Below are 12,701 nucleotides of genomic sequence, written 5' to 3'. Positions count from 1 at the left end.
GGCCCGAGATCAGGACCGCGACGCGCTTTCGGGCTTTCACCGTGCTCACAGGGCGAGCTGTCCGTTGAAGGTCACGGCAGCCTCCGCCTCGCGCGGGAGGACGCGGCCGAGCGGCACCACGGTCTCGCCTTCGCTTTGAAGAACCGCCGCGACGGCCGCGGCTTCCGCCTCGCTGACGACGACGATCATGCCGACGCCGCAGTTGAAGGTGCGCAGCATCTCGGTTTCCGCGATGCCGCCTTGCGCGGCTAGCCAGGAGAAGACCGCCGGGACGGGGATCACCTGGACGTCGATGTCGGCGCGCAGATGCTCCGGCAGGACGCGCGGAATGTTCTCGGGAAAGCCGCCGCCGGTGATGTGGGCGAGCGCCTTGATGCCGTCGCCCGCGCGGATCGCGGCGAGCAGCGGCTTCACGTAGATGCGCGTCGGCTCGATCAGCACCTCGGCGAGGCTCTTGCCCCCGGCCTCGAAAGGGGCCGGCGCGTCGTAACGCGCGCTGGCCTTCTCGACCACGCGCCGCACCAGCGAATAGCCGTTGGAATGGACGCCGGAGGACACGAGGCCGAGGATCACGTCGCCCGACACGAGGTCCGCGCTAGGCAGGAGCCGTCCGCGCTCGGCGGCCCCGACGGCGAAGCCCGCGAGATCGTAGTCCTTTTCGGCGTAGAGGCCAGGCATCTCGGCGGTTTCGCCGCCGATCAGCGCGCAGCCCGCCTGACGGCAGCCCTCGGCGATACCCGCGACGATCGCCTCGCCCTGCGCCGGGTCGAGCTTGCCGGTGGCGAAGTAGTCGAGGAAGAAGAGCGGCTCGGCGCCCTGCACCACGAGATCGTTGACGCACATGGCCACGAGGTCGATGCCGATCGTATCGTGCAGGCCGGTATCGATCGCGATCTTGAGCTTGGTGCCGACGCCGTCGTTGGCGGCCACCAGAACCGGGTCCGAAAAGCCCGCGGCCTTGAGGTCGAACAGCCCGCCGAATCCGCCGATCTCGCCGTCGGCCCCGGGGCGGCGGGTCGAACGGACCAGCGGCTTGATCCGGCGCACGAGTTCGTTGCCCGCGTCGATGTCGACGCCGGCTTGGGCATAGGTCAATCCGGTCTTGGCGGTATCGGTCATGGCGTGGCCCTCTTTGGTTTGCGGGTTCGCATGATCAAGCCGACCGGGCAAGACGTCCGTCTACGGCTTTCAAGCGTTTTGCGCCGCGTATTCGGCCAGAAGCCTCGGAAAATCGCTCGGAGCGGGGAAGCGTTCAAAGCTGCGCGCCGCAGGGATGCGCAGCCAGGGCAACCTCTCCGACGTATAGGTCTCAATGAACGGGGCCATGTCGGCCACGCCCTCGAGGATCGGTGTCCGCACGTTGACGAACCCGTCCATTCCCTCGGGCCGTGTGAAGGCCCAGGTGAGGCAGTGGGCGCAGAAGTGGTGCCGCTGGGCGCCGTGCAACCCGCCGATCTGCGTCTCGCCCAGGTCGATCGAGACGTCCTCGGCGCGAAACAGCGCGGAGAGCGAGAAGGCACTGGCCGTCATCGACTGGCAGCCGGTGCAGTGACAGGCCATGGTCAACATCGGGCGCCCGGGGACTGAAAGTTTTAGCCGCCCGCAGCGGCATCGGCCTCGAATGACGTCCTTCATCGCTCACCACCTTCCGTCCGAGCCTCTTGACCCGATTCCGGCCGCCTGCCTATCTCGACTTCGTTCGCGCACGCCCGATTTTTCCGCAAGCGCGAACGGAGGCAATGCATGGTCCGCGATCGAAGCCGGCTTCTCAAGCGCCAGGTCCTGTTCTGGAGCCTCGCCGCGCTCGCCGTGATCCTGTTCCTGTGGCTGTTCCGAGGGATCCTCCTGCCCTTCGTCCTGGGCATGGTGATGGCCTACTTCCTCGATCCGATCGCGGACTGGCTGGCGCGGCGGGGGCTGTCGCGGCTTGCGGCCAGCATCCTGATCCTTGTGATGTTCGTGATCGTCATCGCGCTCGTGCTCCTGGTGCTCGTGCCGGTGATCGGGGGGCAGATCACGGGCTTCATCGCGCGCCTGCCGCAATATCTCGGGCGCCTGCAGGAACTGGCCGACGACCTGCGCACCGGCCCGCTCTCCCGCTTCATCGAAAGCGACCAACAGTCGGTCCAGCAGGACTTCCAGGCGCTGGTCCGCCAGCTCTCCGGTTTCGTGACGGGCTTCGTCGCCTCGCTCTGGACATCGAGCCTCGCGGTCGTAAACTTCCTGTCGCTGTTCGTGGTCACGCCGGTCGTCGCCTTCTACCTGCTTCTCGACTGGGACCGGATGATCGTGAAGATCGACGCCCTCGTGCCGCGCCAACACGTGGCGACGGTGCGGCGCCTCGCCCGCGAGATCGACCGGTCGGTCGCGGGGTTCGTGCGCGGGCAGGGCAGCGTGTGCCTGATCCTCGGCACCTACTACGCCGTCGGACTGACGCTGGTCGGGCTGAACTTCGGTCTTCTGATCGGCTTCTTCGCCGGCCTGATCTCCTTCGTGCCCTATGTCGGTTCGGCGGTCGGCCTCGTGATCGCGCTGGGCGTGGCGCTGGTCCAGTTCTCGCCGGACTGGATCTGGGTCGCGGCAGCTGCGGGGGTCTTCCTGTCCGGCCAGTTCATCGAGGGCAACATCCTGCAGCCCAAGCTCGTCGGCGCTTCGGTCGGCCTCCACCCGGTGTGGCTGATGTTCGCGCTCTTCGCCTTCGGCGCCGTCTTCGGCTTCGTCGGCCTTTTGATCGCCGTCCCGGCGGCGGCGGCGGTCGGCGTCCTCGTTCGCTTCGCGCTGCAGAAGTATCTCGAGAGCGAGATGTATTTCGGCCGGGAGCTTCCGCCCGCTCCGCAAGCCATCCAGATCGAGGGCGATGGTCTCAACGCCGCGATCAGCGGCCAGTTCGATCCGCGAGAGGGCAAGTCGGACTGACCTCATGAAGCAGCCGCGTCAGATTCCGCTGGACCTCCCGGCGCTCTCCTCGCTGTCGCGCGACGACCTCGTCGTCGGCTCGGCCAATGCCCTGGCGGTGGAAGCGATCGACGCCTGGCCGGACTGGCCGCATCCCGTCGTGGTGATCGCGGGTCCGCCGGGCGCCGGCAAGACGCATCTCGCCTCCGCCTGGTCCGAAGCCGCCGAGGCGCGGCGCTGGACGCCGGACGACCGCGCCCCCCCGGCCGGCGGCGTGCCCTTCGCCGTGCTGGTCGAAGACGTCGATCGCGTTCCTTACGACGAACACGGCCTGTTCGCCCTCCTCAACGCCGCTCGGCTCGGCGGCGGCACGGTGCTCCTGACATCGCGAAAGACGGCGGGCGAGATCGACATCGCGCTGCCCGATTTCCTCTCGCGGCTGCGCGCGGCGACAGCCATCGCGCTTCGGGCGCCGGACGAGGATCTTCTCGCCGGCGTCGTCATGAAGCTCGCGGCCGACCGGCAGATCGCGATCGAGCCCAAGGTCGTCGCCTTTGCTCTCTCGCGCATGGAGCGTTCGTTCGAGGCGGCGGTGGACTTCGTGCGTCGCGTCGATCGCGCGGCGCTGGCGGGCAAGGAGCGCATCGGGCGGGGCCTCGCCCAGCGCATCCTCGGCGAGATGGCTGTGGAAACGAATCCATCGTCATGAAACAGTCGCGGGAGGCCGCTAAGCGACCAGCACTCCCGCCTTCAGGAACCGCAGAGCCATCATGAGCGACACCAGCGTCTCCGAGCAGTCCAAGCCCAGCCGGCCGTCGTCGCGTCGCCGTGCCGCCGGAGGGACGCCGAACGGAGAAGTGCCGCTCAAGGTCGAGACGGTCAGCCCGGAGCCCGCCTCCGAAGAGCCCGAGCCGGACCAGCCGCTGATGGAAGCCATCGGTATCCTGCCGGCCCCTGTGCCGCCGGTTCAGGTTCCGACGACCGAGGAACTGCCGGCCGACCGCTACGTCAATCGCGAGGTGTCCTGGCTCCAGTTCAACCGCCGTGTTCTGGAGGAATCACAGAACCTCAATCATCCGCTGCTCGAGCGCGTTCGCTTCCTGTCGATCTCGGCGGGCAATCTGGACGAGTTCTTCATGGTGCGCGTCGCCGGCCTGGCGGGGCAGGTGCGCGCGAGCCTCGCCGTGCGGAGCGACGACGGCCTCCTGCCGCAGGAGCAGCTCGACCGTGTTCTCAACGAGGTCGGCCAGCTCCAGGAGGAGCAGCAGGCGTCCTTGGCCGAGCTGGTCAAGGCACTGCGTGCCGAGAACATCCTGATCGTCGGCGCGGGCGAATTGAAGAAGGACGACCGCGCCTGGCTCGAGCGCCACTTCGACGAGGCGATCTTCCCGGTCCTGACGCCGCTGTCGGTCGATCCGGCGCACCCGTTCCCGTTCATTCCGAACCTCGGCTTCTCCATGGCGCTGGCGCTCATCCGCGAGCGCGACTCGCAGACCATGAACGCGCTCCTGCGCCTGCCGACCGCCCTCCAGCGCTTCGTCGAGATGCCGCTGACCGACACGGGCGTCGCCCGCTTCGTGCCGCTGGAAAGCGTCGTGGCGCTCTTCATCTCCAAGCTCTTCCCGGGATACCGGGTGCGCGGGCAGGGCACCTTCCGCATCATCCGCGACTCCGACATTGAGGTCGAGGAGGAGGCCGAAGACCTCGTCCGCCTGTTCGAGACCGCGCTGAAGCGTCGCCGTCGCGGCTCGGTGATCCGCATCGAGTTCGACCACGTGATGCCCGAAAGCTTGCGCAACTTCGTGGCGAGCGAGCTGAACGTATCGGAATCGCGCGTCTCGGTGATGGACGGGATGCTGGCGCTCGACGCCGTGTCGCAGATCGTGAAGCTGCCGCGCGACGACCTGAAGTTCGCGCCCTACCTTCCGCGCTTCCCCGAGCGCATCCGCGAGCACAACGGCGACTGCTTCGCCGCGATCCGCGAGAAGGACATCGTCATCCACCACCCCTACGAATCGTTCGACGTGGTGGTGCAGTTCCTACGTCAGGCGGCGTCCGACCCGAACGTGGTCGCCATCAAGCAGACGCTCTACCGGACCTCCAACGACTCGCCGATCGTGCGCGCGCTGATCGACGCGGCCGAGGCTGGCAAGTCGGTTACGGCGCTGGTCGAGCTCAAGGCCCGCTTCGACGAGGAGGCCAACATCAAGTGGGCGCGCGATCTGGAGCGCGCCGGCGTGCAGGTCGTCTTCGGCTTCATCGAGAAGAAGACGCACTCCAAGCTCTCGCTCGTCGTCCGCCGCGACGAGGGGAAGATCGTGTCCTTCTGCCATATCGGCACGGGCAACTATCACCCGATCACCGCCAAGATCTACACGGACCTGTCCTACTTCACGGCCGATCCGGACATCGCGCACGACGTCTCGCTGATCTTCAACTACATCACGGGCTATGCCGAGCCGACGGATCTGCGCAAGATCGCGATCTCGCCGCTGACGCTGCGCAAGCGCATCCTCCAGATGATCGAGGAGGAGATCGCGCACGAGAAGGCCGGTCGGCAGGGCCAGATCTGGTTCAAGATGAACTCGCTGGTCGATCCGCAGATCATCGACGCGCTCTACCGGGCCAGCCAGGCGGGCGTCGAGATCGATCTCGTGGTGCGCGGCATCTGTTGCCTCAAGCCCCGCGTGCCGGGCCTGTCCGACAATATCCGCGTGAAGTCGATCGTCGGACGCTTCCTGGAGCACAGCCGCATATTCTGCTTTGGCGCCGGCCACGGCTTGCCTTCGGAAAAGGCGATCGTCTACATGGGTTCGGCCGACATGATGCCCCGAAATCTCGATCGGCGAGTCGAAACGCTGGTGCCCATCACGACGCCTACGGTCCACAGCCAGGTCCTGTCGCAAATCATGTTGGCCAACATCCTGGACAACCAGCAGAGCTGGTCGGTCCTGTCGGACGGCACGTCGCGGCGGATCGCTCCGTCGGAAGGCGAGCAGCCCTTCAACGCCCAGCGCTATTTCATGACCAATCCCAGCCTGTCGGGACGCGGAAAGGCACTGAAGACGAATGCTCCCAAGCTCATCGCGAGACAACGTGCGGAGCATTCCCGCTTCGACTGACGAAGCGGCCCATGGACGGCTGCCGGGCCGCGTGCCCGTCGCCGTCGTGGACATCGGGTCTAACTCGGTGCGCCTCGTGGTCTACGAGGGCAACAGCCGGGCGCCGACCATGCTGTTCAACGAGAAGGTGCTGAGCGGTCTCGGCCGCGGTCTCGCCGCGACCAACCGCCTGGACGACAAGGCGGTCGCCAGCGCCATCTCGGCGCTCACCCGCTTTCGCGCCCTGTGCGATCAGTTCCGCGTCGGCGAGATCCATCCGATCGCGACGGCTGCCGCCCGCGAGGCGACCAACGGTCCGGACTTCGTCCGCGCGGCGGAAGCGGCCATCGGCGTCCCTATCACCATCCTGTCGGGAGCCGACGAGGCCCGCTTTGCCGCCGAGGGCGTCATCGCCGGTTTCCACGCGCCCAACGGCATCACGGGCGATCTTGGAGGAGGCAGCCTCGAGATCGTCGACGTGGCGGACGGGCGGATCGGCAACGGCGTGACCATGCCGCTCGGCGGACTGCGCCTGCAGGACATGTCCAGCGGCGACCTCGCCCGGGCCAGACAGATCGCCGACAGCCACATGCAGTCCACCGGCTTCGCTCCGATCGCCGCAGGTCGACCGTTCTACGCTGTCGGCGGGACGTGGCGGAACCTGATGAAGCTGCACATGGAGCAGACCGGCTACCCGATCCATGTGATGCACGGCTATTCGGTGAAGCCTGCCGACCTCGCCGACTTCCTCGCCGCGGTCGTGAAGAACGACCCCGAAAAGCTGCCCGGTATCGCCGCCATCTCTCGCAACCGCCGCTCGCTGCTCGCCTTCGGCGCCGTCGCGCTCCAGGCTGTCATCCAGACGCTCAGGCCCTCCGAGATCGTCATGTCGGCCTATGGCGTGCGCGAGGGGTATCTCCACGAACGCCTGCCCGACGAAGAGAAGGCCAAGGACCCGCTGCTCGAAGCCGCACACGAGCTCTCGTTCCTCCGTTCGCGCTCGCCGCGCCACAACGAGGAACTGATCGACTGGTCCACCCGCACGTTCACGGCGCTCGGCATCGCCGAATCGGTGAGCGAGCAGCGGCTGCGCAAGACGGCCTGCCTCCTCACCGACATCGCCTGGCGCGCCCATCCCGACTATCGCGGTACGCAGGCCTATTCGCTGGTCCTCAACGCGGCGTTTCCCGCGATCGACCATCCCGGCCGCGCCTATCTCAGCCTGGCCAACTACTATCGCTACGAGGGTGAGTTCGATCCGGTCGACGTCGAGCGCCTGAACAGCATCCTGGATGCGCGCATGCTTCAGCTCGCACGCATCCTGGCCTCCCTTTTCCGCGTGACCTACCTTCTGACGGCGGCGATGCCGGGCGTCCTGGAGCGCCTGCGTTGGGCGCAGGACCCTCGCGGCGGCTTCACATTGGTGGTGCCGAAGGACCTCGGCGGGCTCGTGGGCGAGCGGCCGGACGCGCGCCTTCAGGCCTTCGCCCGTGTGGTCGAGCGGACGCTGCGCCTCGAAGTGCGCTGAACCTTATCGTTAAAGCGTCGCGCCCGACCTCGCCGGCCGGGCGTCCGTTCAGAGCTTGACCACCTCGACGCGACGGTTGCGGTAGACCAGCGCGGACTGGCCCTCCAGAAGCTCCAGCGCCCGGTTGCCGAAGAGTTCCCGCCGCCAGCCTTCCAGCGCCGGCACCTCGGCATCGGCACCCTTCACGGCGAGCTTTTCCAGATCGTCGCCGGACGCGATCAGCCGGCCGGCCACCCCGCGCTCGTCCACCACGATCTTCAGGAGCACGCGCAGGAACTCCACCGCCGACGCCGTGCCTTCCGGCTGGTTAGGCGGACGCGGGATCGGGGGCAGCTCGTTCTTCGGGATCGCCAGAGCGCGCGCTACGGCCGCCAGGATTTCGCGCCCCGCGGCGGAGCGCTCGAACCCCTTCGAGACGGTGCGCAGACGCGAGAGCGCCGCCTCGTCCTTGGGCTGCTGCTGGGCGATCTCGTAGACCGCGTCGTCCTTGAGAATGCGCGAGCGCGGCTGGTCGCGCTGCCGCGCCTCGCGCTCACGCCAAGCCGCGACTTCTTTTAGAACAGCGAGTTCGATCGGCTTCCTCACGCGAAGCTTCAAGCGCCGCCACGCGTCGTCCGGGTGGATGTCGTAGGTGGCGGGATCGGTGAGAACGGCCATCTCGTCGGCCAGCCAGCCCTCGCGCCCCTCGACGGCGAGTGCCGCCTTCAGGAAGCGATAGGCGTCGCGCAGGTAGGTGACGTCCGCCAGCGCGTATTCGAGCTGGTCGTCCGACAGTGGCCGGCGGCGCCAGTCGGTGAAGCGGGAGGTCTTGTCGATCCGGCCCTTGGAGGTCCGGGCGACGAGCTGGTCGTAGGCGATCGACTCGCCGAAGCCGCAGACCATGGCGGCGACCTGCGTGTCGAACAGCGGCTCAGGGATGAGGCCGCCGAGCTTGTGGACGATTTCAACGTCCTGCCGCGCGGCATGGAACACCTTGATGACGTGCGTGTCGGCCATCAGCGCGAAGAACGGGGCGAGGTCGATGCCTGGGGCCAGCGGATCGACCAGAACGGCGAGATCGTCCGAGGCCATCTGGATCAGGCACAGCTCGGGCCAGAACGTCGTCTCGCGGATGAATTCGGTATCGACCGTGACGAACTCGGCGCGGGACAGGGTCTTGCACGCCTCTTCGAGGGCGGCGGTCGTGGTGATCGGCTCCATCCGCCCTTATAGGCAGAGTTCGCCGCCATTGGCATCGCTAGGTTAACGGCCTCGGTGCTTTCCACCGTTTTCGATTCCGACGCTCGCCCGGCAATCGCGTCGATCTCGCTGACATGAGCGATCGAATCGGAGGAGGATGTAGCGAATGCCCGGCATTGCCGGGCCGAAGTGCCAAGATTCTTGACAGGATGGCACCTGCATGCGCTTGTCCGCCCGAATTTCGGGTCGGCGCGCCGTCAACGCGGTCGCGCGACCCACCGGATCAGCCGAGAGACAACGCCATGCATCGCTACCGCTCCCATACCTGCGCCGCGCTTCGCCCTGAGCATGTCGGGAACACGGTGCGCCTGTCGGGCTGGGCGCACCGCATCCGCGACCATGGCGGCCTGCTCTTCATCGACCTGCGCGATCACTACGGCCTGACGCAGATCGTGGTGGACCCCGAGTCGCCCGCCTTCAAGATGGCCGAGACCGTGCGCGGCGAGTGGGTCATCCGCATCGACGGTGAGGTGAAGGCAAGGACGCCCGAGACGGTCAACGCCAAGCTGCCGACCGGCGAAGTCGAGGTCTTCGCGCGCGAGATCGAGGTGCTGGGGCCGGCCAAGGAACTGCCGCTGCCCGTCTTCGGCGAGCCGGAGTACCCGGAGGACGTGCGTCTGCGCTACCGCTTCCTGGATCTGCGCCGCGAGACGCTCCACCGCAACATCATGCGTCGGACGCAGGTCGTCGCCTCCATGCGCCGCCGCATGAACGAGATCGGCTTCAACGAATTCCAGACGCCGATCCTCACGGCTTCGAGCCCGGAGGGCGCGCGCGACTTCCTGGTGCCGTCGCGCCTTCACAACGGCATGTTCTACGCGCTGCCGCAGGCGCCGCAGCAGTACAAGCAGCTGCTGATGATGTCGGGCTTCGATCGCTATTTCCAGATCGCGCCCTGCTTCCGCGACGAGGATCCGAGGGCCGACCGCTTCTACGGCGAGTTCTACCAACTCGATCTTGAAATGAGTTTCGTCGAGCAGGAGGACATCTTCCAGACGATGGAGCCGGTGATCCGCGGCATCTTCGAGGAGTTCGCGGACGGCAAGCCGGTCAGCCAGACCTTCCGCCGCATCCCTTATGCCGAGTCGATCCGCCGCTACGGCTCCGACAAGCCGGACCTGCGCAACCCAATCGAGATGCAGGCCGTGACCGAGCATTTCGCCGGCTCCGGCTTCAAGGTCTTCGCCAACATGATCGCGTCCGACCCGGCCGTCGAGGTCTGGGCGATCCCGGCCAAGACCGGCGGAAGCCGCGCCTTCTGCGACCGGATGAACGCCTGGGCGCAGGGCGAGGGGCAGCCCGGCCTCGGCTACATCTTCTGGCGCGAGGAGGACGGCAAGCTCGGTGGTGCCGGGCCGCTGGCCAAGAACATCGGCGAGGAGCGGACGGAAGCCGTGCGCACCCAGCTCGTCCTCGAAGCGGGGGACGCCTGCTTCTTCGTCGCGGGTCGTCCCGAGAAGTTCTACGCCTTCGCGGGCTCGGCGCGCACGCGGGTCGGCGAGGAGCTGAACCTCGTCGATCGCGACCGGTTCGAACTCGCCTGGATCATCGATTTCCCGTTCTACGAATGGGACGAGGACAACAAGAAGGTGGACTTCGCCCATAACCCGTTCTCGATGCCGCAGGGCGGCATGGAGGCGCTGCAGGGGCAGGAGCCGTTGGCGATCAAGGCGTTTCAGTACGACATCGTCTGCAACGGCTTCGAGATCGCGTCGGGCGGCATCCGCAACCAACTCCCCGAGGTGATGGTCAAGGCCTTCGAGATCGCCGGCTACAGCCAGGCCGACGTCGAGGAGCGCTTCGGCGGCCTCTACCGCGCCTTTCAGTACGGCGCGCCGCCGCATGGCGGCATGGCGGCGGGCGTCGATCGCATCGTCATGCTCCTCTGCGGTGCCAAGAACCTACGCGAGATCGCGCTGTTCCCGATGAACCAGCAGGCGCACGACCTCCTCATGGGCGCCCCCGCCGAGGCGACCCCGGCGCAGCTCCGCGAACTCGGCATCCGCACGATCCCGCAGGCGCCGAAGGGCTGAATCGAGCGCCGGCATACTCGGGTCAAGCCCGAGGATGCCGGCCTAGGGGAAGGATGTTCGAGTGGAAGGTAAAAGGGCGCCGCGGAGCCCTTTTTCATGCCTCTTTTGCGAATGAATATTCGCCTGCCGGCTCCCACGGCCCTCCGCGATAGTGCCAGAGGAGGAGGCCGGTGCCGCGCGCCTCGAACGGCGCGAACCCGGCCTTCAACTCGGCGCAGAGCGCCTTGGCCTCGGCGGCCGGCGCCTTGTTCTGGATGGTGACATGCGGCGAGAAGCCCGCCGCGTCCTGGCGCTCCAGAAGGCCGGACCAGCGTTCGGCCAGTTCCGCGCGAAGGCGCTTCAGCGGCTTGCAGTCGATGACATAGGCCGAGCCATAGCCGAGGAAGCGGATCGACTCGACTGCGAGCGCCATCGGCGCCGTCTCCGCTGCCAGCGCGGCGAGGTCGCGGTGGATCTCCGGCCAGCGCTCGCCCGGCAGCTTGTGGAACAGGGTGAGATGCGCAGGAATCATGTTGCGTGCCGGCGGGAAGTGCCGGCGGCGCATCGTGTCGAAGTGTTCGAAACTCGCCGCGTCGAAGCGCATGGTGAGGATCAGCGGGGCGAGGTCCACGCCGATCCCCGATCCGTCAGTTGCCCGAGGTGACCGTCAGGTTCAGCACCTGCGGCAGCGTCTGCGGTGCACCCATGGCGGCGCCCAGGATCTGCGTCGCAGGGACCGGAGCCGGCGGCGCGATGGAGATGCGGAGTGCTTCCGGATTCTCGAGGAAGTCCTTGACCGCGGCCGTCACCTCGGCCTGGAACTCGGCGTTCTGGAGATAGGCGAGCGCCAGCGGCAGCGAGCCGACGAGACCGGTGACCATCTGCTCGCGCGTCTGGTTGGCCTGCTTCGCGTAGTAGTCGAGCAGGCGGTTGGTCAGCGAGTCGTCGGTGAAGGAGAGCTGCGCCGACTGGAGGTAGAGCTGCGAAATCAGCCCGATCACCGCCATGCCGCTTGCATCGTTCTGCCCGCCGCTCGCCTGCATCTGCTGGCTGAGCTGCGTCAGAGATTGGATGAAGCTCGGCGTATAACCCGTTATGGTGTAGGAGAAATCCAGCGTTCCCGCATCGTCCACGGTGACCTTCAGCGGGTCCAGCGTCAGCGCGCCGGACTGCGGGGTCCAGGACGCGTTGCCCGACATGCTGCCGGCGAGCTGCGCATAGCCGAGCTCGCGCATGGTGGCCTTGGCAGGCGTCTCCTCGGTCGTCGCCGCTTGCGTGTCCGCGGTGAAGCGCTGGACGCCGAACGTGCCGGTATAGCCGCTCTCGGCAGTGCCGGCCGTGCGCAGCTCCGCCGTCTCCAGCGAGAAGACGGGACGTCCCTCCTGCTCGACGTTCATCGAGCCGAGGGCCAGCCGGTCGAACAGCAGAGGCGAAACGGCCGTAGCAGCCGGGGCCGTGCCGGCGATCTGCAGTCCCTCGACCACCATGCCGCTGGCACGTGTGCGCGTCGGGCCTTCCGTCACGTCCACGTCGCCGGGGGCCACGCGCCCCACACGCCAGCCTTCGGGCGTCGAACCGGTGACGCTCTCGAAGCGCAGGTCGCCGAGCGAGGTCGCGTCGCCGGCGGCAGCGCCGGTGCCGCGCAGGGTCGTTCCGGAAAGGAGCACGTCGTCGCCTTCGCTGGTCGCGCCGCTGTAGCTCAGTTCCACCTGCTGCTCGGCCATGATCGCCTTCAGCCGCTCGGCGAAGGCCTGGGCGTCGGCGGCCAGCGAGGAGGTCGTGCCCGCCAGCACGAAGGCGAGACCCGCGACGATGCGGCGGGACGGGAGGACGCGCATGAAGACACCTTTCCAACGGTGACGAAATCCGGAGACCGAATCGGTTATGCCGAGACAACCCCCGGACGGTGCCGCTAATATGGCCCGT

10 protein-coding genes are annotated in these 12,701 nt (G+C 67.3%); 5 read left to right on the top strand and 5 right to left on the bottom strand.

Annotation, left to right across the window (positions count from 1 at the left end; translation table 11 throughout):
- Positions 1–45: 45 nt before the first annotated feature.
- Positions 46–1,119, bottom strand: a complete 1,074-nt coding sequence (purM, locus tag O5O54_RS18125; protein WP_279483247.1) for a phosphoribosylformylglycinamidine cyclo-ligase — start codon at positions 1,117–1,119, stop codon at positions 46–48.
- A gap of 69 nt (positions 1,120–1,188) precedes the next feature.
- The gene (locus O5O54_RS18120; RefSeq protein ID WP_279483246.1) at positions 1,189–1,635 is read right to left on the bottom strand and encodes a GFA family protein; all 447 of its coding nucleotides are present in this window, start codon (positions 1,633–1,635) and stop codon (positions 1,189–1,191) included.
- Positions 1,636–1,743: 108 nt separating this feature from the next.
- Here O5O54_RS18120 and O5O54_RS18115 point away from each other — a divergent pair, with 108 nt between their 5' ends.
- The 4 genes from O5O54_RS18115 to ppx all read left to right on the top strand — a co-directional run bounded on the left by O5O54_RS18115 (position 1,744) and on the right by ppx (position 7,524).
- Entirely contained in the window at positions 1,744–2,916 is a 1,173-nt protein-coding gene (locus tag O5O54_RS18115; RefSeq protein WP_279483245.1) for an AI-2E family transporter, read from the top strand.
- Positions 2,917–2,920: 4 nt separating this feature from the next.
- Entirely contained in the window at positions 2,921–3,604 is a 684-nt protein-coding gene (locus tag O5O54_RS18110) for a hypothetical protein (RefSeq protein WP_279483244.1), read from the top strand.
- 61 nt (positions 3,605–3,665) lie between these two features.
- Positions 3,666–6,017, top strand: a complete 2,352-nt coding sequence (locus O5O54_RS18105; protein ID WP_279483243.1) for an RNA degradosome polyphosphate kinase — start codon at positions 3,666–3,668, stop codon at positions 6,015–6,017.
- On the top strand, positions 5,965–7,524 hold the full coding sequence (ppx, locus tag O5O54_RS18100) for an exopolyphosphatase (protein WP_279483242.1): 1,560 nt from the start codon (positions 5,965–5,967) through the stop codon (positions 7,522–7,524). Before O5O54_RS18105 ends, ppx begins: the two co-directional genes overlap by 53 nt.
- A 48-nt stretch (positions 7,525–7,572) precedes the next feature.
- On the opposite strand, the gene rnd is transcribed toward ppx, so the two are convergent.
- The gene (gene rnd / locus O5O54_RS18095; protein ID WP_279483241.1) at positions 7,573–8,724 is read right to left on the bottom strand and encodes a ribonuclease D; all 1,152 of its coding nucleotides are present in this window, start codon (positions 8,722–8,724) and stop codon (positions 7,573–7,575) included.
- Between the two features lie 281 nt (positions 8,725–9,005).
- Here rnd and aspS point away from each other — a divergent pair, with 281 nt between their 5' ends.
- Positions 9,006–10,796, top strand: a complete 1,791-nt coding sequence (aspS, locus tag O5O54_RS18090; protein ID WP_279483240.1) for an aspartate--tRNA ligase — start codon at positions 9,006–9,008, stop codon at positions 10,794–10,796.
- A gap of 94 nt (positions 10,797–10,890) precedes the next feature.
- On the opposite strand, the gene O5O54_RS18085 is transcribed toward aspS, so the two are convergent.
- Positions 10,891–11,406 carry a 2'-5' RNA ligase family protein gene (locus tag O5O54_RS18085; RefSeq protein WP_279483239.1) on the bottom strand — a complete coding sequence of 172 codons (516 nt, stop codon included), beginning with the start codon at positions 11,404–11,406 and terminating at the stop codon, positions 10,891–10,893.
- 16 nt (positions 11,407–11,422) lie between these two features.
- Complete coding sequence (locus tag O5O54_RS18080; RefSeq protein WP_279483238.1) at positions 11,423–12,613, bottom strand: hypothetical protein; 1,191 nt, start codon at positions 12,611–12,613, stop codon at positions 11,423–11,425.
- Positions 12,614–12,701 lie beyond the last annotated feature (88 nt).

The organism is Aureimonas sp. SK2, assembly GCF_029813115.1.
GTDB lineage: Bacteria > Pseudomonadota > Alphaproteobacteria > Rhizobiales > Rhizobiaceae > Aureimonas.
Note: the sequence above shows the minus strand (reverse complement) of the source record. Positions and strands in the feature narration are given on the sequence as shown.